24 protein-coding genes and 1 pseudogene are annotated in these 24,876 nt (G+C 71.7%); 20 read left to right on the top strand and 5 right to left on the bottom strand.

Annotated features, from left to right (window positions below; all coding sequences use genetic code 11):
- Nucleotides 1–44: 44 nt before the first annotated feature.
- Together dnaJ and OG927_RS15470 are read left to right on the top strand one after the other, a co-directional pair.
- On the top strand, nt 45–1,235 hold the full coding sequence (gene dnaJ / locus OG927_RS15475; protein ID WP_056793305.1) for a molecular chaperone DnaJ: 1,191 nt from the start codon (nt 45–47) through the stop codon (nt 1,233–1,235).
- A 1-nt stretch (nt 1,236) separates the two neighbouring features.
- Nucleotides 1,237–1,683, top strand: coding sequence for a heat shock protein transcriptional repressor HspR (locus OG927_RS15470; protein WP_056793306.1), 447 nt, complete (start codon nt 1,237–1,239; stop codon nt 1,681–1,683).
- 45 nt (nt 1,684–1,728) lie between these two features.
- Here OG927_RS15470 and OG927_RS15465 read toward each other — a convergent pair whose 3' ends face one another.
- Both OG927_RS15465 and OG927_RS15460 read right to left on the bottom strand, forming a co-directional pair.
- On the bottom strand, nt 1,729–2,733 hold the full coding sequence (locus OG927_RS15465; RefSeq protein WP_124281946.1) for a helix-turn-helix transcriptional regulator: 1,005 nt from the start codon (nt 2,731–2,733) through the stop codon (nt 1,729–1,731).
- Between the two features lie 162 nt (nt 2,734–2,895).
- Complete coding sequence (locus tag OG927_RS15460) at nt 2,896–3,876, bottom strand: helix-turn-helix domain-containing protein (protein WP_199862862.1); 981 nt, start codon at nt 3,874–3,876, stop codon at nt 2,896–2,898.
- Between the two features lie 152 nt (nt 3,877–4,028).
- Between OG927_RS15460 and OG927_RS15455 the strand changes: the two genes are divergently transcribed.
- Both OG927_RS15455 and OG927_RS15450 read left to right on the top strand, forming a co-directional pair.
- On the top strand, nt 4,029–4,283 hold the full coding sequence (locus OG927_RS15455; protein ID WP_330320316.1) for a 5'-nucleotidase: 255 nt from the start codon (nt 4,029–4,031) through the stop codon (nt 4,281–4,283).
- Nucleotides 4,280–4,600, top strand: a complete 321-nt coding sequence (locus OG927_RS15450; protein ID WP_033296620.1) for a Rieske (2Fe-2S) protein — start codon at nt 4,280–4,282, stop codon at nt 4,598–4,600. The genes OG927_RS15455 and OG927_RS15450 overlap by 4 nt, the downstream gene beginning before the upstream one ends.
- Before the next feature lie 100 nt (nt 4,601–4,700).
- On the opposite strand, the gene OG927_RS15445 is transcribed toward OG927_RS15450, so the two are convergent.
- Complete coding sequence (locus OG927_RS15445; RefSeq protein ID WP_056793310.1) at nt 4,701–5,102, bottom strand: pyridoxamine 5'-phosphate oxidase family protein; 402 nt, start codon at nt 5,100–5,102, stop codon at nt 4,701–4,703.
- A 179-nt stretch (nt 5,103–5,281) separates the two neighbouring features.
- Here OG927_RS15445 and clpB point away from each other — a divergent pair, with 179 nt between their 5' ends.
- From clpB to OG927_RS15430, 3 genes are all read left to right on the top strand, one after another.
- The gene (gene clpB, locus OG927_RS15440; RefSeq protein WP_056793311.1) at nt 5,282–7,912 is read left to right on the top strand and encodes an ATP-dependent chaperone ClpB; all 2,631 of its coding nucleotides are present in this window, start codon (nt 5,282–5,284) and stop codon (nt 7,910–7,912) included.
- A gap of 371 nt (nt 7,913–8,283) precedes the next feature.
- Nucleotides 8,284–9,552: an MFS transporter gene (locus OG927_RS15435; protein WP_056793312.1), complete on the top strand. Its 1,269-nt coding sequence runs from the start codon at nt 8,284–8,286 to the stop codon at nt 9,550–9,552.
- Nucleotides 9,553–9,623: 71 nt separating this feature from the next.
- Entirely contained in the window at nt 9,624–10,178 is a 555-nt protein-coding gene (locus tag OG927_RS15430) for a YbjN domain-containing protein (protein ID WP_330320315.1), read from the top strand.
- 85 nt (nt 10,179–10,263) lie between these two features.
- Here the strand turns inward: OG927_RS15430 and OG927_RS15425 are convergent, their stop codons facing one another.
- On the bottom strand, nt 10,264–11,445 hold the full coding sequence (locus tag OG927_RS15425; protein WP_330320314.1) for a pyridoxal phosphate-dependent aminotransferase: 1,182 nt from the start codon (nt 11,443–11,445) through the stop codon (nt 10,264–10,266).
- A 127-nt stretch (nt 11,446–11,572) separates the two neighbouring features.
- On the opposite strand from OG927_RS15425, the gene OG927_RS15420 reads away from it, so the two are divergent.
- The 13 genes from OG927_RS15420 (at nt 11,573) to OG927_RS15360 (ending at nt 24,577) form a co-directional block, all read left to right on the top strand.
- On the top strand, nt 11,573–11,839 hold the full coding sequence (locus OG927_RS15420) for a hypothetical protein (protein WP_124281948.1): 267 nt from the start codon (nt 11,573–11,575) through the stop codon (nt 11,837–11,839).
- A 309-nt stretch (nt 11,840–12,148) separates the two neighbouring features.
- Complete coding sequence (locus OG927_RS15415) at nt 12,149–12,670, top strand: DUF2617 family protein (protein ID WP_124281949.1); 522 nt, start codon at nt 12,149–12,151, stop codon at nt 12,668–12,670.
- A 103-nt stretch (nt 12,671–12,773) separates the two neighbouring features.
- Complete coding sequence (locus OG927_RS15410; RefSeq protein ID WP_056793317.1) at nt 12,774–14,372, top strand: polyamine aminopropyltransferase; 1,599 nt, start codon at nt 12,774–12,776, stop codon at nt 14,370–14,372.
- Nucleotides 14,373–14,461: 89 nt separating this feature from the next.
- A complete protein-coding gene (locus OG927_RS15405; protein WP_056793318.1) occupies nt 14,462–15,409 on the top strand; it encodes an SRPBCC domain-containing protein in 948 nt (315 codons plus the stop codon).
- Nucleotides 15,410–15,438: 29 nt separating this feature from the next.
- A complete protein-coding gene (locus OG927_RS15400; protein ID WP_056793319.1) occupies nt 15,439–16,233 on the top strand; it encodes an aldose epimerase family protein in 795 nt (264 codons plus the stop codon).
- Between the two features lie 44 nt (nt 16,234–16,277).
- A complete protein-coding gene (gene pyrE / locus OG927_RS15395; protein WP_056793594.1) occupies nt 16,278–16,817 on the top strand; it encodes an orotate phosphoribosyltransferase in 540 nt (179 codons plus the stop codon).
- A gap of 176 nt (nt 16,818–16,993) precedes the next feature.
- Nucleotides 16,994–18,016, top strand: a complete 1,023-nt coding sequence (fbaA, locus tag OG927_RS15390) for a class II fructose-bisphosphate aldolase (RefSeq protein WP_056793320.1) — start codon at nt 16,994–16,996, stop codon at nt 18,014–18,016.
- An 88-nt stretch (nt 18,017–18,104) separates the two neighbouring features.
- On the top strand, nt 18,105–19,265 hold the full coding sequence (locus OG927_RS15385) for a MalY/PatB family protein (protein WP_056793321.1): 1,161 nt from the start codon (nt 18,105–18,107) through the stop codon (nt 19,263–19,265).
- Between the two features lie 159 nt (nt 19,266–19,424).
- On the top strand, nt 19,425–20,921 hold the full coding sequence (locus OG927_RS15380) for a DHA2 family efflux MFS transporter permease subunit (RefSeq protein WP_056793322.1): 1,497 nt from the start codon (nt 19,425–19,427) through the stop codon (nt 20,919–20,921).
- Between the two features lie 3 nt (nt 20,922–20,924).
- Nucleotides 20,925–21,338: a DUF3151 domain-containing protein gene (locus tag OG927_RS15375; protein ID WP_056793323.1), complete on the top strand. Its 414-nt coding sequence runs from the start codon at nt 20,925–20,927 to the stop codon at nt 21,336–21,338.
- Nucleotides 21,339–21,500: 162 nt separating this feature from the next.
- Nucleotides 21,501–22,349, top strand: coding sequence for a tryptophan 2,3-dioxygenase family protein (locus tag OG927_RS15370; RefSeq protein WP_056793324.1), 849 nt, complete (start codon nt 21,501–21,503; stop codon nt 22,347–22,349).
- Nucleotides 22,342–23,538 carry a kynureninase gene (gene kynU, locus OG927_RS15365; protein ID WP_330320313.1) on the top strand — a complete coding sequence of 399 codons (1,197 nt, stop codon included), beginning with the start codon at nt 22,342–22,344 and terminating at the stop codon, nt 23,536–23,538. Before OG927_RS15370 ends, kynU begins: the two co-directional genes overlap by 8 nt.
- 163 nt (nt 23,539–23,701) lie before the next feature.
- Complete coding sequence (locus OG927_RS15360; RefSeq protein ID WP_319105775.1) at nt 23,702–24,577, top strand: alpha/beta hydrolase family protein; 876 nt, start codon at nt 23,702–23,704, stop codon at nt 24,575–24,577.
- Nucleotides 24,578–24,659: 82 nt separating this feature from the next.
- Here the strand turns inward: OG927_RS15360 and OG927_RS15355 are convergent.
- Nucleotides 24,660–24,806: pseudogene (locus OG927_RS15355) on the bottom strand (DNA mismatch repair protein MutT); the annotation flags it as partial.
- Between the last annotated feature and the right edge of the window lie 70 nt (nt 24,807–24,876).

Genomic DNA, 24,876 nt, shown 5'->3' with positions numbered 1-24,876 from the left:
ACGGGGCCGGCCGCACGGCCGATCGTCCGGAAGGAGGGACGTCGATGAGTACGAAGGACTTCGTCGAGAAGGACTACTACAAGGTTCTCGGCGTCCCCAAGGACGCCACCGACGCCGAGGTCAAGAAGGCGTACCGGAAGCTCGCACGCGAGTTCCACCCGGACGCCAACAAGGGTGACGCGAAGGCGGAGGAGCGCTTCAAGGAGATCTCCGAGGCGAACGACATCCTCGGTGACCCCAAGAAGCGCAAGGAGTACGACGAGGCGCGCGCGCTCTTCGGCAACGGAGGCTTCCGGGCGGGTCCCGGCGGCGCGGGCGGCAACTTCAACTTCGACCTGGGCGACCTCTTCGGCGGTGCCCCGGGTGGTGGCCAGGGCGGCGGAGCCGGCGGCTTCGGCGCCGGTGGCGGCGGCCTGGGAGACGTCTTCGGGGGACTGTTCAACCGGGGCGGCACGGGCACCCGTGTCCAGCCGCGCCGCGGCCAGGACATCGAGTCCGAGGTGACGCTCAGCTTCACCGAGGCCGTCGACGGGGCCACCGTCCCGCTGCGGATGTCCAGCCAGGCCCCCTGCAAGGCCTGTTCGGGCACCGGCGACAAGAACGGCACCCCGAGGGTCTGCCCGACCTGTGTCGGCACCGGTCAGGTGTCGCGCGGCAGCGGTGGCGGATTCTCGCTCACGGACCCCTGCGTGGACTGCAAGGGCCGGGGCCTGATCGCCCAGGACCCCTGCGAGGTCTGCAAGGGCAGCGGCCGGGCGAAGTCGGCGCACACCATGCAGGTCCGGATTCCGGCCGGGGTGCTGGACGGCCAGCGGATCCGGCTGCGTGGCAAGGGCAGCCCGGGCGAGCGGGGCGGACCGGCCGGCGATCTCTACGTCGTCGTCCACGTCGACGCGCACCCGGTGTTCGGCCGCAAGGGGGACAACCTCACGGTCACCGTGCCCGTCACCTTCACGGAGGCGGCGCTCGGCGGCGAGGTGAAGGTGCCCACGCTCGGCGGACCCCCGGTCACCCTGAAACTGCCGGCGGGCACGCCGAACGGGCGTACCATGCGGGCTCGCGGGAAGGGCGCCGTGCGCAAGGACGGCACCCGGGGCGACCTCCTCGTCACCGTCGAGGTGGCCGTACCCAAGGATCTCGGCGCGGACGCTCAGGAAGCGCTGGAGGCCTACCGGAAGGCGACCGCGGGGGAGGACCCGCGGGCGGAGCTGTTCCAGGCTGCGAAGGGAGCTTGAGATGGACGGCCGTCGACGCAATCCGTACCAGCTGACCGATGAATCACCGGTGTACGTGATCTCGATCGCGGCCCAGCTCTCGGGCCTGCACCCGCAGACACTGCGCCAGTACGACCGCCTCGGGCTGGTCTCGCCCGACCGCACGGCCGGGCGGGGCAGGCGCTACTCGGCCCGCGACATCGAACTGCTCCGCACGGTGCAGCAGTTGTCGCAGGACGAGGGCATCAACCTGGCGGGCATCAAGCGCATCATCGAGCTCGAGAACCAGGTCGCCGCGCTCCAGCAGCGCGTCGCCGAGCTCTCGGCGGCGGTGGACGGCGCGGCCGTGGCCATGCAGCAGCGCGAGGCCCAGGTGCACGCCTCCTACCGGCGTGACCTGGTGCCGTACCAGGACGTGCAGCAGACCAGCGCGCTGGTCGTCTGGCGCCCGAAGAGGCCGACGGACTGAGCCGGCCGGACTGAGTCGGCCGGACAGGGCCCGCCCCGGAGTGCGTCACTCCGGGGCGGGCCCTGTCCGTGTGCTCGCGGCGGTGTCCACGATGCCGGACTGCACGATCAGGGCACCGAGGTGGGTGCGGCTGGTGGCGCCCAGGGTCTGCATGAGCTTGGCGACGTGGGAGCGGCAGGTGCGGACGCTGATGCCGAGCTTGCGGGCCACGACGTCGTCGACGTGGCCCTGGCTGAGGAGCCGGGCGATGCTCTGCTGGACGGCGGTCACCCGGACCCCGGGGGCGGTCGTCGGGAGGTGCTGGGTGAAGGGCGTGGCCTGCGCCCAGAGGACCTCGTAGACCTGGACGAGATAGCGGACCAGCGCGGGGTGCCGGATCTGCAGTGCCGAGCTGCGGTCGGGAGTGGCGGGGATGAAGGCCACCGTGCGGTCGAAGATGAGGAGCCGCTCCACGGTCAGCTCGGTGGTCCGCACCTGGAGGGCCTCCGGGGGCACCTTGCTGAGGTAGTCCCTGACCTGGCTGCTGTAGCGCGCCGGGTGCTGGTAGATGTGACGGAGCCCGGCGCCCCGGGCGATGACCGTCACGGCGTTGTCCAGGGCCGTCCGGAGGGTGCCCTGGGGCCGGGTGCTCCCCGGCTGTGCCGTGAGGACCTCGTCCGTGGCCTGGGAGGTGGCGTCCTGGATGGCCGTCCGTATCGCCTCGGGGCCTTCCAGCATGGTGATGGCCAGATGGGGGTCACCGTTGGCTATGGCGGTCAGCGGCGCCAGTGAACGGGTCAGTTCGAGCGTCCGCTCGATGCGTTCGTCTATCTCACGTGTGAGCGGCTGCAGCAGACGGGCCAGGGCCGCGGACGGCGGTACGGGGCGCAGCCAGGCCTCGTCCCAGGGATCGGCCTGGACCAGCGCGGCGTCGGTGAGGCACGGTGCGGCGGCGAGGTCCGAACGGGCGATCCGCCCCTGGCGCAGTGCCCGTTCGTACAGCGCGAGTCCGGGAGCGCAGAGCTCTCTCGGCCCGTGGCGGTGCGGCGGTTGCGCCGTTTCTGTCCCCATCTGGGAGCCCCCCGCTCTGTGCACTGCAACAAGTTGCCGGTGGCGCGAGCCTAGTGGCCGGGTGGAGTGTGGGTGTGCCGTGCTCCGGGGGCTCTGCCCGAATGCCGGGTGGAGTCCGCCCGTCATCGGGTGGCGACGCCTCGTGCGAACGGGACACCGCCGTCAGCTTTTCCGGTCCAGGATGCCCGACTGTGAGATGAGGTAGCCGAGCTGCGCCCGACTGCCGCTTCCGAGAGCCGCGTTGAGCTTGGCGATGTGCGCACGGCACGTGCGGACGTTCATGCCGAGCCTGCGGGCTATGGAGTCGTCCACGTGTCCCTCGACCAGCAGTTGGGCGATGGAGCGCTGGACTCCGCTGATCCCTGCGGGGGTCGGGGTGTACGGGACGTCCTCCAGCAGGGGGGTGGCGCGTTGCCAGAGCTGCTCGAAGACGGCGATCAGATAGGAGACGAGGCCCGGGTGCCGGAGCTCCAGCGCGACCGTCAGGTCGTCCTGTGCGGGGATGAAGGCGACCGTGCGGTCGAAGATGAGCATGCGTTGCACGAGCTCCTCGAGGGTGCGGATCTCCACACCTTCGGCGAGCCGTTCCGCGTAGGCGAAGGTTCCGTGATGATGGCGGACCGTGTGCTGGTAGAGCGTCCGGATGCTGACGCCGCGGTTCACCACGGCCGTGCCGCGCTCCAGCCCCTTGCTGAGGATGTCCTCGCTCCGGGCGCCTCCGGGCTGCACGGTGAGCACTTCGGTGCGGCACTCCGCGGTGGCCACGTCGATGGCCGCGTTGATGCGCGTGCCGCCCTCGAGCACGGTGATGGCGTGCGTCGTCGGCGGATCCTGCGCGCTGATGTCCATGAACGGCTCGAAGGACTCGGTCAGCTGCAGGGAGTGGCGTCTGCGCTCCTGGATCTCCCTCTCGATGGGGTGCAGCCGCTGGGCGAGGGCCGCCGAGGGCGGCACGGGGCGTAGCCAGTCGGCGTCGTCCGGGTCGGGGTGGAGCAGGGCGAAGTCCATCAGGCACGGAGCGGGCTCCACCTCCGATCGCGGTATGCGACCGGACCGCAATGCACTTGCATAGAGGTGCTGTCCCGCATCGCACAGTTCGGTGATCCCGTGCCGATGTGAACCTTTTGAGTCACTTGTATCCATATCTCCACCCCCCATGTTCCTGTACGTGCAAGAACATGATGCATCGATCCAGTGGTGCTTGCGTGTCCGCGTGAGACATCGTCTTGAGTGCGGGGGAGATGAATCCATCAAGTGAGGACGAAGCCGAAATGTCTAAGCGAATGCTTCGCTCGGTGCTTGCCACAGCTTTCGTGGGGGCCCTGGCCTACGGCGCGTTGGGTGTCCACGACATCGCCGGGGGGACTGCGCCGGCCGAGCAGGCGACGGTCGTTCCCGGTGACATCACGTGGGGTGCGGGCTCGGGTGACATCACGTGGGGTGCGGCATCCGGTGACATCACGTGGGGTGCGGGCTCGGGTGACATCACCTGGGGCGCGGCATCCGGTGACATCACGTGGGGTGCGGCTCCGACCGGCACTGCGGCATGACCACCCCACCGGACGACCGCACTTTCCGGCGGGAGATGGCCACGGCCTATCGCTCAGGGTGGCATTTCATCGATCTGCTCACGGCACTTACCCGCCAGGGCGATTCGTTGATGGTCACCCTGTTCGGAGAACCGATTGTCGTCGTGATGGAAACGGATGACGATATCCGCGCCTATCGCTGTCTTCGCCGGCCCCGTGGCGCTCCGCAACCGGTCCGCTGTGCCGTGAGGTACGGCATGATTTTCGTCAATCTCGATCAGCGTGACCACGAGCTGTTCGAACAAGAAGCCATTTCCGCCACCCCCCGCAGTGCCTGAACGATTCCCCCGTCGTTCCAGATCGTTCGGGCACTTCCCCCACACAGCGGCGCCATCGTGACCTGAACACGATGGCGCCGTTGTGCTGTCCGGACGCGGGTCAGCCTCTGCCGAGCGCCCGGTCCACGGCGATCTCGATGACGATCCTGTCGGGATTGTGTGCCGGAGTGCGCTCGTACCGCTCCGCGTAACGGCGTACCGCGTCCTCCACCTGCTCCGCCTCCGTGCGCACTGCCGCGCGGCCCTCCAGGGTCGCCCAGCGGCGTCCCTGCATCTGGCAGACCGCGACCCGTGCCCCCTCCGGGCCGGCGGCCAGGATGTGCGCGACCTTCCTGCTGTGCTTGTCGGTGATGACGCGGGCGAGCAGGGTCTCCGGGTCGTACGTCACGCCGACGGGCACCACGTGCGGGGTGCCGTCGGGCCGGAGGGTCGTCAGGGTGCAGACATGGCGCTCCCGCCAGAAGGCGAGGTATTCGGGGCCGGGGTTGCGTACGTCGGGCATGGGGTCAGCCTAGAGACGGGGGCCGCGGTGCGCGTGGCGGGGTGTGCGGCGCGTGTCCGGAGGTGAGCGGCCGGCGTGCGGAGGTGTGCGTTCAGGCTTGAGTGGAATAGACTCAACTTTGTACCCGTTGTGCGAGTCATGGTTCCGTGAAGCACCAGAACGAGGAGGAGACAGCGCCCGTGGACGCCGAGCTGACCAACAGGAGCCGGGACGCCCTCAACGCGGCCACCGGCAGGGCCGTCAAGGACGGACACCCCGATCTGACCCCCGCGCATCTGCTGCTCGCACTGCTCGAGGGCGAGGACAACGCGAACATCGTCGACCTGCTGGCCGCGGTCGACGCCGACCAGGCGGCCGTGCGTGCCGAGACCGAACGGCTGCTGGGTACGCTGCCCAGCGTTACCGGATCGACCGTCGCACCGCCCCAGCCCAACCGTGAGCTGCTCGCCGTCATCTCCGACGCCGCCCAGCGGGCGAAGGAGCTCGGGGACGACTACCTCTCCACCGAGCACCTGCTGATCGCCGTCGCGGCGAAGGGCGGCCGCAGCGGTGAGATCCTCGACGGGCAGGGAGCCGGCGCCAAGAAGCTGCTGGACGCATTCGAGAAGAGCAGGGGAGGGCGCCGGGTGACCACTCCCGACCCCGAGGGCCAGTACAAGGCCCTGGAGAAGTTCGGTACGGATTTCACGGCTGCCGCGCGCGAGGGCAAGCTGGACCCGGTCATCGGCCGTGACCAGGAGATCCGCCGCGTCGTGCAGGTGCTGTCGCGGCGCACGAAGAACAACCCCGTGCTCATCGGGGAGCCCGGCGTCGGCAAGACGGCCGTCGTCGAAGGGCTCGCGCAGCGCATCGTCAAGGGCGACGTCCCGGAGTCCCTGAGGAACAAGCGGCTCGTCTCCCTGGACCTCGGCGCGATGGTCGCGGGTGCCAAGTACCGCGGCGAGTTCGAGGAGCGGCTCAAGACCGTCCTCTCCGAGATCAAGGAGAGCGACGGCCAGATCATCACCTTCATCGACGAGCTGCACACCGTCGTGGGGGCGGGCGCCGGCGGCGACTCCGCCATGGACGCGGGCAACATGCTCAAGCCGATGCTCGCCCGCGGTGAGCTCCGCATGGTCGGTGCCACCACCCTGGACGAGTACCGCGAGCGCATCGAGAAGGACCCCGCCCTGGAGCGCCGCTTCCAGCAGGTCCTGGTCGCCGAGCCGTCCGTCGAGGACACCATCGCGATCCTGCGCGGCCTCAAGGGCCGCTACGAGGCCCATCACAAGGTCCAGATCGCCGACTCCTCGCTGGTGGCCGCCGCGACCCTCTCCGACCGCTACATCACCTCCCGCTTCCTCCCCGACAAGGCCATCGACCTGGTCGACGAGGCCGCCTCCCGGCTGCGCATGGAGATCGACTCCTCCCCGCTGGAGATCGACGAGCTCCAGCGGTCCGTCGACCGGCTGCACATGGAGGAGCTGGCGCTCAAGAACGAGACGGACGAGGGTTCCAAGCAGCGCCTGGAGAAGATCCGCCGCGACCTCGCCGACAAGGAGGAGGAGCTGCGCGGCCTCACCGCCCGCTGGGAGAAGGAGAAGCAGGGCCTCAACCGCGTCGGCGAGCTCAAGGAGAGGCTCGACGAACTCCGCGGCCAGGCCGAGCGCGCCCAGCGCGACGGCGACTTCGACACCGCGTCCAAGCTGCTGTACGGGGAGATCCCCGGCCTGGAGCGCGAGCTGGCGGAAGCCGCTGAGGCCGAGCAGGAGGCTGCCGTGGACACGATGGTCAAGGAGGAGGTCGGCCCGGACGACATCGCCGATGTCGTCGGGGCGTGGACCGGCATTCCGGCCGGTCGCCTCCTGGAGGGCGAGACGCAGAAGCTCCTGCGGATGGAGTCCGAGCTGGGCAGGCGCCTGATCGGCCAGTCCGAGGCCGTGCGAGCCGTGTCCGACGCGGTGCGCCGCACCCGAGCGGGCATCGCCGACCCCGACCGTCCCACCGGCTCGTTCCTGTTCCTCGGCCCGACCGGTGTCGGCAAGACCGAGCTGGCCAAGGCCCTCGCGGACTTCCTCTTCGACGACGAGCGGGCCATGATCCGCATCGACATGAGCGAGTACGGCGAGAAGCACAGCGTCGCCCGCCTGGTCGGTGCGCCGCCCGGCTACGTCGGCTACGAGGAGGGCGGCCAGCTCACGGAGGCGGTCCGCCGCCGCCCGTACAGCGTCGTGCTGCTGGACGAGGTGGAGAAGGCCCACCCCGAGGTCTTCGACGTCCTGCTCCAGGTCCTCGACGACGGCCGGCTCACCGACGGGCAGGGCCGGACGGTGGACTTCCGCAACACCATCCTGGTCCTCACGTCGAATCTGGGCAGCCAGTTCCTGGTCGACCCGCTGACCGAGCCCGAGGTCAAGAAGGAGCAGGTCCTGACGGCCGTGCGGGCGTCCTTCAAGCCGGAGTTCCTCAACAGGCTCGACGACCTGGTCGTCTTCTCCGCCCTGTCCGGTGACGAGCTCGCCCACATCGCGGGCCTCCAGGTCGCCCGCCTCGCCGGCCGCCTCGCCGACCGGCGGATCACCCTCGACGTGACTCCGGACGCCCTGGCCTGGCTGGCCGAGGAGGGCAACGACCCGGCGTACGGCGCCCGGCCGCTGCGGCGGCTGATCCAGACCGCGATCGGCGACCGGCTCGCGAAGGAGATCCTCGCGGGCGAGGTCAAGGACGGGGACACGGTGCGGGTGGACCGTGCCGGGGACGGTCTCCTCGTGGGGGCGGCGTCCCGCAGCGGGACCACCCCCGCGGAGGTACCCACCGGCAAGACCCTCTAGCCCTCGCCGGACCACCCGTGTGGCCCCTGGCCGGACAGTTTCGTGTCCCGGCCGGGGGCACACGTGTGCCGGAAGTCGTCGCATTGATGGGTGCATTACCCATCCGTCATCTGTGAAGGCTTATCGAGTCCTTCCCCCGCAGAACCCGCTGCGAAATCGAGCCGAAAATTTACATACCGTGGCCGAATGGCAGATGTGGGCGGTCCGCCCGCTGTCATTTGTATCCGGACGGTACATATCGCCACGCTCGGACGCGGTCGATCGGCGCCCTCCCGGGGCCCTGGCCGCTGCTCGATATCGGGACACTCCGGACCCTAATTCCTGGCGTCCGGGCGCGGTCTGGTTAATTCGGTGGCCGGTATGGTACGCGCATGACGGATCGAAAACCCGGTGATATATGTGCGGAGTCGAATGGTTGCAGAAGCGACAGTCTGATTCGCCTCAGCGAATTTCGTACTCTGTGGGCAGCCCTCGCGCAGTCGGTCCTGGGTGACCAGCTGGCGCGGGTGGCGCTGTCGCTCCTGGTCTTCGAACGTACCGAGTCGGCCGGCTGGACAGCGGCGACCTACGCCCTGACGAGCCTGCCGGCCCTGCTGTCCGGGGTGCTCCTGACCGGACTGGCGGATCGCTTTCCCCGGCGCACGGTCATGATCGGCTGCGACCTCGTGCGTGCCGTCCTCGTCGGGCTGATGGCTCTGCCCGGTACACCGCTGCCGCTGCTGGCGGGTCTGCTGGTGCTCGCACAGCTCGCCGAGGCCCCGTTCGGCGCCTCGCAGGGGGCCCTGATGCCCGCCGTCCTGGGCGAGCGCCTCTACGAGCGCGGACAGCGGGTCATCATGATCACGCACCAGTCCGGGCAGCTGGTCGGCTTCGCCGTCGGCGGTGTGCTCGTCGTATGGCTCGGCAGTCACGTCTCTCTGGGACTGAACGCGGTGACGTTCCTGATCTCAGCGGTCCTGATCAGGGTGGGCGTGAAGGCCCGGCCTGTGGACGCCGGCGCCGACGCGCGGCCGAAGCGGATGCACACCCAGGTACGGAGCGCGGCGGCACTGATCTGGTCGGACCCCCGGCTGCGTTCGCTGGTCGCGCTCGGCTGGCTCGCCGGGTTCATCGTGCTGCCGGAGGGGCTCGCCGCACCCTTCGCGGAGGAGGCCGGAGCGAGTGCCGCGTCGGTGGGGCTCCTGCTCGCCGCGCACCCCACGGGCATGGTGCTGGGTGCCGCGCTCCTGGGGCGGGCGTCCGTGGGCGACGAGCGGCGCCGCCAACTGCTCGGGCCGCTGGCCGTGGGTGCGAATCTTCCCCTGCTCGTCTACTGGGCGGGCCCCGGTGTGGGGGTCGCCCTGCTGGTGCTGCTGGTGTCGGGCATCTGCTCGGCCTACCAGATCACCGCCGGAGCCACCTTCGTCCTGCTCACCCCCGCCGACCAGCGCGGCCAGGCGCTGGGACTCGCCAGGTCGGGGCTGACGGCCATGCAGGGCATCGGCGTCGCGGCGGGCGGGCTGGCGGCCCAGCTGTCCGGGTCCTCGGCCCTGACGATCGGCGGGGCCGGGCTCGTCGGAACACTCTGCGCGATCATGGTCGCGGTCTCCTGGGCACGGGCCAGGCAGACCGGCGCCGGGACGATTCCCCTGAGGGCGTAGGACTACTGGACACCGATCGGGGCTAGGGTCGATGGCAGGAAACCACGAGCGATCCACAGGAGTACCCAGCGATGTCTATCGATCCGTCCTCGATTCCCAACTTCGGGGGCCAGTCCGAGCCGCAGCCGACAGGACCCGAGGGCCCCGTCGTCCCTGACCAGGACCTGGTCAAGCAGCTTCTCGAGCAGATGGAGCTGAAGTACGTCGTCGACGACGAGGGCGACCTCGCCGCGCCGTGGGAAGAGTTCCGCACGTACTTCATGTTCCGCGGCGAGGAGGAGCAGCAGGTCTTCTCGGTGCGCACGTTCTACGACCGGCCGCACGCCGTGGACCAGCGCGCCGTGCTGCTCGACGCGATCGACGACTGGAACCGCCGCACCCTGTGGCCCAAGGTCTACACGCACGCCCACGAGGGTGAGGAGGGTGCCGCGGCGTCCGTCCGGCTGATCGGTGAGGCGCAGATGCTCATCGGCACCGGCGTCAGCCTGGAGCACTTCGTCTCCTCGACGGTCAGCTGGGTGCGCGCCTCGATCGAGTTCGACAAGTGGCTCGTCGAGCGTCTGGGCCTGGAGCCCGCCGAGAAGACCGGGGGCGACACGCCCACGGAGGCCTCCCCCGAGGCCTGATCGGCCCCGCGGCACGGCAGCCCGGCCCGGGGCGGCGTCATCACGACCGCCGCCCGGGCCGGGCTTCTTCCTGTTCCGGACGGTCTCAGCGCATGGCGAGGCCCTTCAGGCGGCTGACCGCCTCCGTGAGTACCTCCGTGCGCTTGCAGAACGCGAAGCGGACGAAGGGCGCGCCCTGGTCGCGGTGGTCGTAGAAGACCGCGTTCGGGACGGCGACGACCCCGCACCGCTCGGGCAGCGCCCGGCAGAACGCGAGGCCGTCCTGCTCGCCGCCCAGCGGGCGGATGTCGGTGGTGACGAAATACGTCCCGGCGGGCTCGTAGACCCCGAAACCGGCCTCGGCGAGGCCGGTGCTCAGCAGGTCCCGCTTGGCGCGGAGGTCCGCGCGCAGCGCGTCGAAGTAGCTGTCGGGCAGGCACAGGGCCTCGGCGACCGCGTACTGCAGCGGCCCGCCGGAGACGTACGTCAGAAACTGCTTGGCGGAGCGGACCGCGGTGACCAGCTCCGGGCTCGCGGTGATCCAGCCGACCTTCCAGCCGGTGAACGAGAAGGTCTTGCCCGCGCTGCTGATGGTGACCGTGCGCTCGCGCATGCCGGGGAACGAGGCGAGCGGGATGTGCTCGCCCTCGAAGACCAGGTGCTCGTAGACCTCGTCGGTGACGACGAGGAGGTCGCGCTCGCGGGCGAGCTCGGCGACGGCGGACAGTTCGTCGCGGGTCAGCACGGTGCCGGTGGGGTTGTGCGGGGTGTTCAGGAGGATCAGGCGGGTGCGGGGGTTGACGGCGGCGCGGAGCTCGTCGAGGTCGAGCCGGTAGGCCCCGTCGTGGGGGTGCAGCGTGACGGGGACCCTGGTGCCGCCCGCCATGGCGATGCAGGCGGCGTACGAGTCGTAGTACGGCTCCAGGGCGACGACCTCGTCACCGGGTTCCAGGAGGGCCAGCAGGGCGGCTGCGACGGCCTCCGTGGCGCCCGTGGTGACGAGGACCTCGGTGTCGGGGTCGTAGACCAGCCCGTAGCGCCGCTGCTGGTGCTCCGCGACGGCGGTGCGCAGCTCGGGCACCCCGGGGCCCGGTGGGTACTGGTTGCCGTGGCCGGCGCGCAGGGCCCGGACGGCGGCCTCGCGGATCTCGTCGGGGCCGTCCGTGTCGGGGAAGCCCTGGCCGAGGTTGATCGATCCGGTCCGTACGGCGAGCGCCGTCATCTCGGCGAAGATCGTCGTTCCGAACTCGGCGAGGCGGCGGTTGAGCAGCGGTCGTCCCTGTGTCATGGGCGCCATCCTGGGCCGAAGCTCTGGAGTTGCTCAAGTCTGCTTTGGCCCCGGAGCGGCGAGGGAATCCCCCTGGCACGAAAGAAGCGGGGACCTCGCTTCGGGGGAAGAGAAGGATGTGAGGTCGGTGGACCTGTTCATCTTCATCGTGTTCATCGTGCTGGTGTGTGCGGGCGTGGGAGCCCTGGTGTCGGGGTCGGCCGGCCGGAGGAAGCCGCTGGCGGGGCGCAGCCGGCGTGGGGGGCGCCGGAGCTCCGACAGCGGCGGCTCCGGCGGTTCCGACGGGGGCAGCTGGTGGGCCGGCGACAGCGGGTCCGGTCATTCCGGCGGGCACTCCTGCGGCGGCGGCTCGTCCTGCGGTGGCGGCGGTGGCTGCGGCGGTGGCGGCAACTGACGTGAGCGTCACCGGCGTTCGGTGACGGCACTGAAGCAGTGAGGTGTCCGGTGGGCCGAACTCCCGCCGGGCACCGTTTTGTTGGGCCGTACGGGGAACAGGTGAACCGTGCGGCCCCCAGGGGGATGGAAACCACGTCAAGTTGGGCAAAAACGCTGTGAGCGCGGCGTAGTTCATGATTTCCTCGCTGTAGAGAACATTCAGCCCTCGGACCCGAGTTGGGCCGGATCGGGCGTTTCCCTGCCCCCACGTGCACCGCACCGGGGCGCCCCCTGTCCATGTGTCCATGTGTGTTTGCGGAGCCGGCCCATGCTCACGACCCTCCAGACCGCCTATTCCGATACCCGCGCCGCCGACCTGGCCTGGGCGCTCGGGCGGGAGCCCCTGCCCGCCCTCGCCGTACTGGACCTCCGGCTTGCCGGTGCCAAGCTGCAGATGAGGCTGCTCGGCGCCTCCCACCAGGTGCTGCTGGAGGAGGAGCGCGGGACGTGCTCCGAGACCGTGGCGTGCATCCCCGGCAGCAGTACGCCCCTGCCCCTCGGTGTCGCCAAGCGGCTGGGCGACCGGGAGTACGAATTCGCGGCCCGTGTCGAGACGCTCTCCGAGGGCTCGTTCGCGGGGCGCGCGCAGGAGCTGCTCGCGCTGGTGACCGACCACCCGCACGGTCTCGTGGGGACGTTCCCCGGCAGCCCGTACGCCTTCACCGCGATGCTGGCGCAGGTGACGGAGGGTCAGGTGCGCTGGCGCACCTGGCACGCGTACCCGCAGGAGGGGCAGTTGGTGGTGACCCGGACGCGGGTCGGTGCACGCATGGCGGCACCGGTTCCGTGAGCGGGCGGAGCCCGGCGGGTGCGGAGCGGAGCGCGTCCGGGGCGGGCCACTTACACCCTTGTGGGTGACAAACGGTGATCCTCTCGTGACGTAACGTTGCGTCATGATCGACCAGCAGGTGTCGCTGCGAGGGGGCGCGGCGCGGCTTCCCGTACGGCCGAGGACCGGTCGCTTCCTCGTGCTGGCGGCCGTGTTCATCTGCGCGGCGTGTGGCCTGGTGTACGAGCTCGAACTGGTCGCGCTCGCCTCGTACCTGATCGGCGACTCGGTCACGCAGGCCTCCGTCGTGCTCTCCGTGATGGTGTTCGCCATGGGCATCGGGTCGCTTCTCGCGAAACGTTTATGCGGCTGTGCCGCTGTCGGGTTCGGGCTCGTCGAGGCCGCCCTTGCGCTGATCGGCGGCACCTCGGCGCTCGTCCTGTACGCCTCGTTCGCCTGGCTGGGGGAGTCGCGCCACGCACTGGTCGGGTTCTCGCTCGCGATCGGGATCCTGATCGGTGCGGAGATCCCGCTGCTGATGACGCTGATCCAACGTGTCGACCGGCAGGACGCGGGCGGGGCCGTCGCGGACCTCTTCGCCGCCGACTACGTGGGCGCGCTGGTCGGCGGGCTGGCCTTCCCGTTCCTGCTGCTGCCGATGATGGGCCAGTTGACCGGGGCGCTGTTCACCGGTGCGGTCAACGCGGCGGCGGGCGGCGCACTGGTGCTGTGGGTGTTCCGGCGTGACCTCGGCACCCGGGCGCGCTGGCTGCTGATCGGCGTCAACGTCACGGTGATCGCCCTCCTGGCCACGGCCACGGTCCTGGTCGACGACTTCGAGCGGGCGGCACGGCGCGCGGTGTACGGGGACGGGGTGCGGGTCGCCGTGCAGACCGAGGTGCAGGAGGTCGTCCTCACGGGAGAGGGACGGGACTCCCTCGAGCTCTATCTGGACGGCCGCCTGCGGGTCAGCTCGCGCGACGAGTACCGCTACCACGAGGCGCTCGTGCACCCCGCGATGGAGGGGCCCCGTGCCCGGGTGCTGATCCTGGGCGGGGGCGACGGGCTGGCCGCCCGTGAGGTGCTGCGCTATCCGGACGTCGAGTCCGTCGTGGTGGTCGAGCTCGATCCGGCCGTCACCCGGTTGGCCCGGACGGACCCGGCACTCTCCGGGCTGAACGGGCACGCGTACGACGATCCGCGGCTGACCGCGGTCCCGGGGGACGCGTTCACCTGGCTGCGGGCCACGCGGGGCCGGTACGACGTGGTGGTCTCGGACCTGCCCGATCCGGGGATCACGGCCAGCACCAAGCTGTATTCGGCGGAGTTCTACGGGCTGGTCGTGGAGGCCCTGGAGCCGCGCGGGCGGGTGGTGGTCCACGCGGGGCCGCTGAGCAGCAGGCCCGAGACCTACTGGACGGTGGAGGCGTCGATGAGGGCGGCCGGGCTGGCGACCCGCCCGTACCGCGTCGACGGCCGTCTCACGGGATTCGACGCGGGCCCGGACCGCGCCACGGGCGCGTCGGAGGCGCCGCACGACTGGGGGTTCGTCCTGGGGGCGCCGCACGCGGTGGGACGGCTCCGCATAGGCCCCGGGGCCCCGGCGCTGCGGTCGCTGGGGGAGCGGGAGCTGCTGGCGGCCGGCCGCTCGGCGGAGCGCGTACGGCTGCGGGGAGTGCCGCCCTCGACCCTGGTGCACCCGCGGTACTGGGAGGAACCGTGAGCGCGGCGGGGCGGCGCGGCGCGGTCCCCGCTGTGTACGGGGCGGGGAAGCGCTGACGGGACGGCCGGGGCTGAGTAGGCTCGGTAGACATGGAGCATGAGGTGTTCGTTCCGGTTCCCGTCCCGTCCCTTCGTCGGACGCTGGGTGATCCCGTGCGTGCCGCACGCTGCGTCCCAGGACTCCAACGGGACGCCGACGCGTCGGCGGGTCCGCTGGCGGGCCGGTTCAGGATCCGGATCGACGGCCACACGATCACGTACCGCGGGGCGCTGACGCTCGCCGCCCGTGGCGATGACACCTTCTCCGTGACGGGGGAGGGCGTGGAGGCCCGCGGCACGGGCGGGGCGAAGCTGGCCCTGACCGTCGGGCTCACGGAGACGGACGGCGGCACGAGGATCGCGTACAGCGGGTCGGCGAGCGGCGACGGCCGCCTCGTGGAGCTGGACAGCGCGGCCGCGCTCGCTGCGGCGTACCGGCTGCTGGACCGATTCACCCAGCAGCTGGTGACGGAGTCACTGGCCACGCGGGACGGGGAGGAGCCCGCCGCCGCCCCGGCGCCGGACGACGTCCCTGATCCCGCTCCCACCTCCTCTTCCGACTCGGGTCCCGCTGCCGGTCCGCCTCCCGGGAACACCCCGGACGAAGCGCCGCCCGTCGAGGCACCGGGGTCCGACGCGCCGGCGTCGCCCGATGCCCGGCCGTCCGCGGACGCCCAGGCGTCCCCCGACGAGGCGTCGCCCTCCGACCAGGAGTCCGTGTTCGGCTCTCCCGTGCCGCCGCCCTCGCTCGACCCGTCCGCGGAGCTGGAGTTCACCGTGCCGGACGTCCCGCCGGCCGAGGCCGCGCACGCCCGCCGCACGATGATCGGCCGCAGCACGGAGGAGGTCGACCACGCCCCACCGCGCGGCCGGTACGCCCCCGTGCCGTCGCCCGAGGCGGGTGCCGCGGGCATGGCGCTGCGCTGGGCGGCTCCGGCGGCCGCCCTGGCGATCGCCTCGGCGGTGGTGGTGGGCCGGGCCCTGCGGCGGCGGAGGTGAGAACGGCCACGCGCCAGTAGTGTCGTGGGGTGAGCAGAGTTGCGAAGAACGTCCGGCTGACCGCCGGCGACGCCGAGTTGACCGTCGACCCCGTCCACGGCTGCCGTATCAGCAGCCTCCGGATCGGGGGGACCGAACTGCTGCGCCAGGGTGAGCGGTACGGCTGTTTCCCCATGGTGCCGTGGTGCGGCCGTACCGGGAACGGCCGCTTCCGCAACGGTGACGAGCTGCACCGGCTGCCGCTGAACTCCCCGCCGCACGCCATCCACGGCACCGGTCGCGACACCGCCTGGCAGCCCGCCCGGCAGGACGACGCGGAGGCCGCCTTCTTCTACGACCTGGCCGAACCGTGGCCGTACGAGGGCCGGGTGACGCAGTCCTTCGAGCTGACCGAGGACTCGCTCACGCTCCGCCTCGGCATCGAGACGTACGGGGACTCGTTCCCGGCGCAGGCCGGGTGGCACCCCTGGTTCCTCCGCAACACCGGGGGCCAGGACGTGCGGATCGACTTCGAGGCCGCCTGGCAGGAGGAGCGCGGCGACGACCACCTGCCGACCGGCCGCCGGATCGATCCCCTTCCCGGCCCCTGGGACGACTGCTTCGGGATGCCCGACGGCGTGGACGTGAAGCTCACCTGGCCCGAGCAGCTGGAGCTGACGGTGAAGAGCCGGGACGAGTGGGTGGTGATCTACGACGAGCAGGCGGAGGCGGTCTGCGTGGAGCCCCAGTCGGGCCCGCCGAACGGTCTGAACACCGCGCCCCGGCTGGTCACCCCGATCGAGCCGCTGGAGATCACGACCACGTGGAGCTGGGAGCGGCTCTGACCGGTGGGACCGGCGCGGTGGCGGCAGCGCTTACCCTCGTGCACATGACTGACGTACGCGCTGAGCTGCTCCAGCAGATCAAGGACAAGGCCGTGGTACACGGCAAGGTGACTCTCTCCTCGGGTCTGGAAGCCGACTGGTACATCGACCTGCGCCGGATCACGCTGGACGGCACCGCCGCGCCGCTGGTCGGCCAGATGATGCTCGATGCCACCGCCGAGCTGGACTACGACTGCGTCGGCGGTCTGACGCTGGGCGCCGATCCGGTCGCCACGTCGATGCTGCACGCCTCCGCGGCGCGCGGGAAGACCCTGGACGCCTTCGTCGTCCGCAAGGCGCAGAAGGCCCACGGGATGCAGCGCCGGATCGAGGGGACGGACGTCAAGGGCCGTCGCTGCCTCGTCGTCGAGGACACGTCGACCACCGGCGGCTCCCCGCTGACGGCGGTCGAGGCGGTGCGCGAGGCGGGCGGCGAGGTGGTGGCCGTGGCGGTGATCGTGGAGCGCGGCGCGGCCTCGGCCATCGCGGAGGCCGGGCTGCCGTATGTGCAGGTGTACGGGGTCGCGGACCTCGACCTCTCCTGACCTGCTCTTTCTTCGAGGGGCGGCCGGTTTCACGTGAAACCGGCCGCCCCTCGCGCATCTCGATGGACGGGCAGGGTGGAGCCGGAGCGAGAGTCTGGGAAGATGGGGGCGACGATGACGTCGCCCCCAGGTCAGGGACCAGCACTGCACACCCGCACATCCCAAGGAGCGGTCAGATGCCCATCGCAACCCCCGAGGTCTACGCCGAGATGCTCGACCGGGCGAAGGCAGGCAAGTTCGCCTACCCGGCCATCAATGTGACGTCGACCCAGACCCTGCACGCTGCACTGCGCGGCTTCGCGGAGGCGGAGAGCGACGGCATCGTCCAGATCTCCACCGGTGGTGCCGAATTCCTGGGCGGCCAGTACAGCAAGGACATGGTGACGGGCGCCGTGGCCCTGGCCGAGTTCGCGCACATCGTCGCCGCCAAGTACGACGTCACCGTCGCGCTGCACACCGACCACTGCCCCAAGGACAAGCTGGACGGGTACGTCCGCCCCCTCCTCGACGTCTCCGCCGAGCGCGTCGCCAAGGGTCTGAACCCGCTGTTCCAGTCGCACATGTGGGACGGTTCGGCCGAGACCCTCGCGGACAACCTGGCCATCGGCCAGGAGCTGCTCGCCAAGGCCGCCGCCGCCAAGATCATCCTTGAGGTCGAGATCACCCCGACCGGTGGCGAGGAGGACGGCGTCACGCACGAGATCAACGACGAGCTGTACACGACCGTCGACGACGCGCTGCGTACGGCCGAGGCGCTCGGCCTGGGCGAGAAGGGCCGCTACCTGCTGGCCGCCTCCTTCGGCAACGTCCACGGCGTCTACAAGCCGGGCAACGTCGTCCTGCGTCCCGAGCTCCTCAAGGACCTCCAGGAGGGCGTCGCCGCCAAGTACGGCCAGGCGTCCCCCTTCGACTTCGTCTTCCACGGCGGCTCCGGCTCCACGGCCGAGGAGATCGCCACCGCGCTGGAGAACGGCGTCGTGAAGATGAACCTCGACACCGACACCCAGTACGCCTTCACCCGCCCGATCGTGGACCACATGTTCAGCAACTACGACGCTGTGCTGAAGGTCGACGGCGAGGTCGGCAACAAGAAGTTCTACGACCCGCGCAGCTGGGGCAAGTCCGCCGAGGCGGGCATGGCCGCGCGCGTCACGCAGGCCTGCGCCGACCTGCGTTCCACGGGCACCAAGCTGAAGTAAGCACCTCCGCACGGATGTCCCGGGCCCGGTCCCCCTTCGGGGGGTGCCGGGCCCGTTCCGTGTCCGACCGATCCCTGAGGAATCCGCTGTGAGTACGCCTGCGCGCTACGACTTCGACACCGTCATCGACCGCCGGGGCACCTGGTGCGTCCAGTGGGACGGGGTCGCCGACCGGTTCGGGGTGGACGGGCTCCTGCCGTTCACCATCTCCGACATGGACTTCGAGACCGCGCCCGAGGTCCTGACCGCGCTACGGGCCCGGCTCGACCACGGGGTGCTCGGCTACACGACCTGGCAGCAGGACGACTTCCGGTCCGCGATCGCGCACTGGTTCGCGACCCGGTACGGCACCGAGATCGACACGGGCCGGCTCGTCTACGGCCCGTCCGTGCTCAGCCAGCTCTCACAGCTGCTGCAGATGTGGACGGCCGAGGGGGACGGCGTGGTCGTGCACACCCCGACGTACGACGGCTTCCGGAAGGCGATCACCGGGCTCGGCCGGGAGCTGCGGGGGGTGCCGGTGGGGGACGCCGCTGCCTTGGAGCGGGAGCTGGCACGGGCCGACGCGAAGGTGCTCGTGCTGTGCTCGCCGCACAATCCGACGGGGCGGGTGTGGACGGAGGCCGAGCTGCGGGAGACGGCCGCGCTCGCCCGGCGCCACGGGGTCGCGGTGATCAGCGACGAGATCCACGCGGACTTCGTGCACGACGGCCACCGGCACGTGCCGTGGACCCGGGTCGGGGGCGACGGGCGCTGGGCGCTGATCAGCTCCGGTTCGAAGTCGTTCAACTTCCCGGCGCTGACCGGCTCGTACGGGATCATCGGCGACCCGGCGGACCGGGCGGAATTCCTGCGCCGGATGGAGACGGCGGAGGGCCTCGCCTCCCCGGCGGTGCTGTCGCTGACCGCGCACATCGCGGCGTACCGGGAGGGCGGGCCGTGGCTCGACGCCGTCCGGGAGTACGTCGCCGGGAACCTGGCCCTGGTGGCGGAGCGGCTGAACGGGGCGTTCCCGGAGCTGGCGTGGGAACCGCCGCAGGCGGGCTACCTGGCGTGGATCGACGTGCGTCCCCTGGGGGTGGACGACGAGGCGCTGCAGCGGGTCCTGATAGAGCGGGAGAAGGTCGCGGTGATGCCGGGGGCGGTGTACGGGGCGCCGGGCTTCCTCCGCCTGAACGCGGGGTGCCCGCGGAGCAAGGTGGAGGCGGGGATGGCGGCGTTGGTGCGGGGGGTGCGGGCGGTGCGGTAGGGGGTGGGCGCGGGGCGTCGGGGCGTCGCCCCGGGGCCGTTTGCCCTCAGTCACCGGGCGGGCTTGATGGGTGCTCGGGCGGGCTTGGTTTGGTGCTCGGGCGGGCTTGAACCGTGTTCCCGGCTGCTTCCGGGGCGAGGGCGGGTGATGCTGGCTCGTATGAACGACGACGATGCGGGTGGCGGTGGGATCCGGGTTGCCTCGGCTGCCGGGCGGTGGGTCGTCCTGACCACCGTCCTCGGGTCGAGCATGGCCCTGCTCGACTCCACGGTCATCAACGTCGCCCTGCCCCGCATCGGTGAGGACCTCGGCACCGACCTGGCGGCCCTGCAGTGGACCGTCAACGCCTACATGCTCACGCTGGCCGGGCTCATCCTGCTCGGAGGCGCCCTCGGGGACCGGTACGGCCGGCGGCGGGTGTTCGTCGTCGGGGTGGTCTGGTTCGCCGTGGCCTCCCTGCTCTGCGGGCTGGCCCCGAACGCGGGAGTCCTCGTCGTGGCCCGCGCCCTCCAGGGTGTCGGCGGGGCCCTGCTCACACCCGGTTCCCTCGCGCTCATCCAGGCGAGTTTCCACCCCGACGACCGGGCCCGCGCCGTGGGGCTCTGGTCCGGGCTCGGAGGGGTCGGCGCCGCGGTCGGGCCGTTCGTCGGCGGCTGGCTCGTCGACGGGCCCGGGTGGCGCTGGGTGTTCCTGCTCAACCTCCCGCTCGCCGCCGTCTGCCTGCCCGTCGCCCTGCGGCACGTACCGGAGTCCCGGGACCCGGACGCGCACGGCCGCTTCGACGTGCTCGGGGCCGCGCTCGCCGCCCTGGCGCTCGCCCTGGTCACGTACGCCCTGATCGAGGTACCGGAACAGGGAGCCTCCGTCATGGTGGTCGGGGCGGCTCTCGGCGGTGTGCTGCTCGGTGCGGCCTTCGTCCACGTGGAGCGGCACCGGGCCGATCCCATGGTGCCGCCGTCGATCTTCGCGTCCCGGCAGTTCACCGCCGTCAACATCGTCACGTTCTGCGTGTACGCGGCCCTCGGGGGCTTCTTCTTCCTGTCCGCGATCCAGCTCCAGGTGGTGGCCGGCTACTCGGCCCTCGGCGCGGGCACCGCGCTCCTGCCGACCACGGTGCTCATGCTGCTCTTCTCCGCGTCCGCGGGTGACCTGGGCCGGCGGATCGGGCCCCGCATCCCGCTCACCGTGGGCCCGCTGCTGGCCGCCGCCGGGATGCTGCTGATGCTGCGGGTCGGCCCGGACGCCTCGTACGTGCGGGACGTACTGCCCGCGGTCCTGGTGCTGGGCCTCGGCATGGTCACCCTGGTGGCACCGCTCACCGCGACGGTCCTGGCCGCCGTCGCCACCGGGCGGGCCGGGCTCGCCAGCGGCATCAACAACGCGGCCGCGCGGGCCGCCGGCCTGCTCGCGGTGGCCGCGCTCCCGCTGCTCGCCGGAATGGGCCCGGAGGCGTACCGTGACGCCGCGGAGTTCGCCTCGACGTTCCGGAGGGCGATGCCGATGTGCGCCGGGCTGCTGGTGGCGGGCGCCGTGATCGCCTTCTGCGCCGTGCGGAAGCCCGCGGAGCCCGGACGCGAGCCGCAGCCCACGTGCGCGATGCACTGCGGCGTCACGGCCCCGCCCTTGGAGCCGGAGCCCGGATCCAGGCACACTTGAGCCATGTCCATCCACGAGAACCTGCTCGGGGGCCCTGCCCCGACCCACCTGCCCGACGACCCGGAGCCGCGCGAGCTGCTCGCCGGCGGCACGCCGCCCGCCGATGTCGCGGCCAAGTACCCCACGTCCTCGCTGGCCTGGGCGCAGCTCGCCGACGAGGCGTACGAGCGCGGCCGCGTCATCGAGTCGTACGCGTACGCCCGCACCGGCTACCACCGCGGCCTCGACGCCCTGCGCCGGGCCGGCTGGAAGGGCCACGGCCCCGTCCCGTTCGAGCACGAGCCGAACCGCGGCTTCCTGCGCGCCCTGCACGCCCTCGCCCGGGCCGCGCAGTCCATCGGGGAGCAGGAGGAGTACGAGCGCTGCTCGTCCTTCCTGCGCGACTCCTCCCAGACCGCCGCCGACACCCTCGGCTGAGCCGCTTCCGCTGTCCCGGGCCCCGCAGGCACGCACCGTCGCCTGCGGGGCCCGAGGCGTCCCGGGCGGCTCCGGTCTAGGATGCCGACAGGGGACCGGAGCTCCACCACCTCAGAGGAAGGGGCGGACCGCTACCCGGAAGCTCGTGTCGAGGAGACAGCAATGTCGACGATCAACCCCGACCCCGAAGCCACCGGTGCGGACACCCCGCACCTGGACTTCGCGGGAACGACTCCGTACGAGGACTACGTCCAGGCGGATGTCCTGACCCACCTCCAGCACCTGCGCTCGGACGATCCCGGCGAGATGGTCTTCCTGGTCACCACCCAGGTCATGGAGCTGTGGTTCACGGTCATCGTCCATGAGTGGGAGACGGCGGCGCACGCCCTGCGCGAGGACCGCATACCGGTCGCCCGGGACGCCCTGAAGCGCTCGCTGCGGGAGCTGGAGGCGCTGAACGCCTCCTGGAAGCCGCTGGCCGGCCTGACCCCCGCCCAGTTCAACTCCTACCGCGGATCGCTCGGCGAGGGTTCCGGTTTCCAGTCGGCGATGTACCGGCGGATGGAATTCCTGCTCGGTGACAAGTCCGCCTCCATGCTCGTGCCGCACCGCGGTGCCCCCCGGGTCCACGCCGAGCTGGAGAAGGCACTGCACGAGCCCGGCCTCTACGACGAGACGCTCGCCCTGCTCGCCCGGCGCGGTCACGCCGTGCCGCAGTCGGTGCTCGGCCGGGACCTGTCGCGGAAGTACGAGCCGTCCCCCCAGGTCGAGGCCGTCTGGGCGGAGATCTACGCCAACCCCGACCAGAACGACGAGCTCGTGCGGCTCGGCGAGGTGCTGACCGACGTCGGCGAACTCGTGTGGCGATGGCGCAACGACCACCTCACCGCCACCCGGCGGGCGATGGGCTCGAAGACCGGCACCGGAGGTTCGGCGGGGGTCGCCTGGCTGGAGAAGCGGGCCACCAAGAGTGTGTTCCCGGAGCTGTGGACGGCGCGCAGCCATGTCTGACCTGCGGGAGCGTGCCGAGGCGCTCGACTCCGCCGACGAGCTGGCCGGGCTCCGGGACCTGTTCGTCCTCGACGACACCGTCTACCTCGACGGGAACTCGCTGGGCGCGCTCCCCCGCCACGTCCCCGCCCGCATGCAGGACGTCATCACCCGTGAGTGGGGCGCCCTGCGCATCCGCTCCTGGGACGAGAGCGGCTGGTGGACCGCGCCCGAGCGGATCGGTGACCGGATCGCTCCGCTGGTCGGTGCCGCCGCCGGACAGATCGTGGTGGGCGACTCCACCAGCGTGAACGTCTTCAAGGCCGTGGTCGCCGCGAGCCGCCTGGCAGCCGGAGGGCGCGACGAGATCCTGGTCGACGCCTCGACGTTCCCCACGGACGGGTACCTCGCTCAGTCCGCGGCCCGGATGACGGGCCACCATATCGTCCCGGTCGCCCCCGCCGACGTCCCGGCCGCCCTCGGGCCCCGTACCGCGGTCGTCCTCCTCAACCACGTCGACTACCGCACGGGAAGGCTCCACGACCTGCCCGGACTCACCGCCGCCGTCCGGGGCGCCGGCGCCCTCGCCGTCTGGGACCTGTGCCACAGCGCGGGGGCCCTGCCGGTCGGCCTCGACGCGCACGGCGTGGACCTGGCCGTTGGATGCACGTACAAGTACCTGAACGGCGGCCCCGGTGCGCCCGCCTACCTGTACGTGGCCGAGCGCCACCAGGCGGCCTTCGACTCGCCCCTGCCCGGGTGGACCTCGCATGCGGACCCGTTCGGGATGACCCCCGGATACGTCCCCGCGGAGGGCTCCGTACGGGGCCGGGTCGGCACCCCGGACATCCTGTCCATGCTGGCCCTGGAAGCGTCGCTGGACGTGTGGGAGGGCGTCGGGGTGGAGGCCGTGCGGGCCAAGTCCCTGGCGCTGACGGACTTCTTCCTGGAGTGCGTCGCCGCGTACGTCCCCGAGGGCCGGGTCACCCCGGTCACCCCGGCCGCCCACGCGGAGCGCGGCAGCCAGGTCTCGCTGCGCTGCGTCGACGCGGACGAGACGGAGCCGGTGATGCGGGAGCTCGTCGCCCGCGGTGTGGTCGGCGACCTGCGCCGACCGGACGTGCTCCGCTTCGGTTTCACCCCGCTCTACGTCTCTTTCGCCGACGCGGAGCGGGCCGCGCGCATCCTCGCCGAGGTGCTGGAGGCCTAGCCGCACAGGACGGGCCCGGTCTCCGGGCCGGGCCCGTTCCCCCCGGCGCCGCGGGCTCCCCCGAACCGTGCAGGTGACGGTCCGTCCGGTGGCGGCGCGCGGTACTGATACCGTCCCCGCAGGTCAGTCCAGTCGGGCATATGCGTAGGACGGTGGGAGCAGCATGTCGGATTCTGCCGCGCGTGATCGGGACGCCGCCGAGACCGGGTCGGCGTTCGCGCATCCGGCGGTCGCCCCCGATCGGTCCGCCGCCTACGGCAGCCACCCCGACCAGGTGATCGACTTCTTCGCCCCGCGTGACGGCCGGGACGGCGCACCGCTCGTGGTCGTGCTGCACGGCGGGGCCTGGCGCGCGTCGTACGACCGGCAGCACGTGTCACCGTTCGCGGACTTCCTGGCCCGGCGCGGGTTCGCCGTGGCCAGCGTCGAGTACCGCCGGGGCAGCGGGATCCCGCAGCAGGGCGCGGAAGGGCCCGCGGCGGGACGCTGGCCGGAGACGTTCGACGACGTGGCCGCCGCCATGGACGCCCTGCCGGAACTGGCCGCGCGTGAGCTGCCGCAGGCCGACGTGCGCAAGACCGTGGTCACCGGACACTCCGCGGGCGGGCAGCTGGCGCTGTGGGCCGCCGCCCGGCACGTGCTCCCGGTCGGCTCGCCGTGGCGGCTGCCCACGCCGCCCCCGCTGCGCGGGGTCGTCGCGCTGGCGCCGATCGGTGACTTCGCGAGCGCCGCCGCACTGGACGTCTGCTCCGGGGCCGTGCACCAACTCCTGGGCGGCGAGGAGCACGCCGAGGCGCGCGGCGCCCACGTCGATCCGGCCGTGCTGCTCCCGACCGGGATCGCGACCGCCGTCGTGCAGGGCGTCGACGACCTGACCGTCCCCCAGGAGGTCACCGAGGCGTTCGTGGACGCCGCGGCGAAGGCCGGGGAGATGGTGGGGCTGACGCTGCTGGACGGGGTCGGGCACTTCCCGCTGATCGACCCCTCCGCGGACGCCTGCGCGGTGGTGGCCGAGGAGATCGCCCAACTGGCCTGGTAGGCCCACTGGCCGGGGCACGCGTGCCCCGGCCAGTGCCTGCGGGCCCGGACCGCTGCGCTCCCCGCCCACCGGTGCTCGCCCCTGCGACCTCGCGCGGCACCGCCCGCTCCGGGCCCTCACCCGGGCCGGCACCTCCCGCCGGTACCCGGGTCCCGGCCCCCGGCACGCCGACGTGGTCGAACACCGGGAGAGCGGGCGCGGGGCGCCGCCGGACCACGTACGCGGCCACCCGGACACGGGGGAGACCCGTCCCGGCATCGCATCCGCCGCCGCGGCCCCGGTAGTACTTGCGACGGACG

Origin of the sequence: Streptomyces clavifer (assembly GCF_036345975.1) — a bacterium.
Classification (GTDB): Bacteria; Actinomycetota; Actinomycetes; order Streptomycetales; family Streptomycetaceae; genus Streptomyces; species Streptomyces clavifer.
This window is presented reverse-complemented; position numbering and strand designations above follow the sequence as displayed.